The 1,607-nt window shown below is 43.2% G+C and carries 2 protein-coding genes; both read right to left on the reverse strand.

Annotated features, from left to right (window positions below; translation table 11 throughout):
• Positions 1–215: 215 nt before the first annotated feature.
• Positions 216–464: a hypothetical protein gene (locus Q0993_RS17145; protein WP_299535380.1), complete on the reverse strand. Its 249-nt coding sequence runs from the start codon at positions 462–464 to the stop codon at positions 216–218.
• A 6-nt stretch (positions 465–470) separates the two neighbouring features.
• Positions 471–1,607: RHS repeat-associated core domain-containing protein (locus Q0993_RS17150; protein WP_299535382.1), on the reverse strand; the 1,137-nt coding region annotated here is incomplete at its 5' end.

Genomic DNA, 1,607 nt, shown 5'->3' on the forward strand with positions numbered 1-1,607 from the left:
AGAACCATCCCAGGTGCCAATCATATCGCCACTCGGGCCAATAAGATTTATAAATTCACGGGAACCGTTTTCATACACAGCAATGGTCTCTCCTGCTGCTCCGCGAATGTAGTGGGTGGTCGTTCCTCCCACTAAGTCTTTCTTCACGCGGTTCCCGTCAGCATCGTAGGTGTGTTTTATCATTCTGGATCGAGCTTAATCCATTTAACTGCTTATTAACTGGGTCTTCTAAGCTTTCCAACTCCAGAAAAAACTAAGCCAATAACAGTTGTTCCAATTAATATAATGAACCACCAATAAGGCAAAACCCATAAAAAGTAGTATTTAAAAGAGGCGATAATCCCATCATACCAATTATCAAATTGATACACTTGCCTAAAAGCATCATCAAATAATCCAAGTATGTAGGTAAACAGCAACATGACTAAAAAGCCAATTAAAAAATATTTTATCCTTTTTTTCATAATTATTTAATTTCCGTGTGGGTTAGCATTTTCAAAGAAACTGTTCCACTCTTCCAGGGTATATCGTTTATCATTAAAGGTTACCCCGGTAAAGTTTCCGTCCTTATTAGTGTGGATTGTTAAGTTAAACTCGGCAATATTTCTCCTATTTTTTCCTGCTAAACTGCTAAAGGGGCTGCCTTCATAAAACCCAACACCCAAGAACAGGGAAGCTCCACTTGCATCCTGAACAAAAGCCTCGGTAGATGGGAAGTTATCTCCGGTTAACGCCCCTGAGATAGTCAGTGTCCCATTCTTGGTATCTTCTACAATGGATAGCGAGGAGAATACATCTATATCTGGCGAGCCTGGTATAAACGGATTGGCTCCGGCATATTCCGCTCCAACTCCTATGCTGTTAAAATCATCCGTAAAGTTTGTTCGGGTTACATCTACACTCCCGGATGGATCTGCTGTTGGATTGCCATAAAAAACTAAGTGTCCTGATGGGTCGCTTGTTGTACTAATATCGCTAAGTCCACCCGTAGAAGTTTCAAGCGTGAATGATTGCTTTACCCGTGAAGTTACGCTTTGCGACCTGCTAAATCCTCGATTTGCTCCATCACCATGAAACAGACCACCAAAATAATTAAACGGAGCAAATGAACGAATGTGAAACGTAATTGGAATCCGACCATCTGGATCTAAAAAGGCTAGTGGATTATTCAGTGCATAAACATACGGGCTGACATTCGGAAACTTGGCCGCATAGGGATCAATCTGCAAGAACCGTCCGGTTACCGGATCGTAGCTTCTTGCATTGGCATGGTACAGATTCAAATCCGTTCCAGCCACTTGATCGAGTTCGTGCCCGGTGAATTTGTAATTATCCGCAGGATTGGCGGAGTTCGAAGAACGCCCCGGCATAACCAGCCCAAACGCATAATAATCATCATAGCCATCCACATTACCGGATTGATCTACCGTTGTTCGAATACTTCCCAAATGGTCTTTAAGGAAGTAGCGTCTCTGGCTGCCATCCCAGGTGCCAATCATATCGCCACCCGGGCCAATAAGATTTATAAATTCACGGGAACCGTTTTCATACACAGCAATGGTCTCTCCTGCTGCCCCGCGAATGTAATGGGTAGTCGTTCCTCCCAC

Source organism: Ulvibacterium sp. (assembly GCF_028285715.1).
Taxonomy (GTDB): domain Bacteria; phylum Bacteroidota; class Bacteroidia; order Flavobacteriales; family Flavobacteriaceae; genus Ulvibacterium.

Bases quoted from the DNA above. Each gene is read 5' to 3' on its own strand.
- Q0993_RS17145 (WP_299535380.1), bottom strand. From the start codon at position 464: ATGAAAAAAAGGATAAAATATTTTTTAATTGGCTTTTTAGTCATGTTG.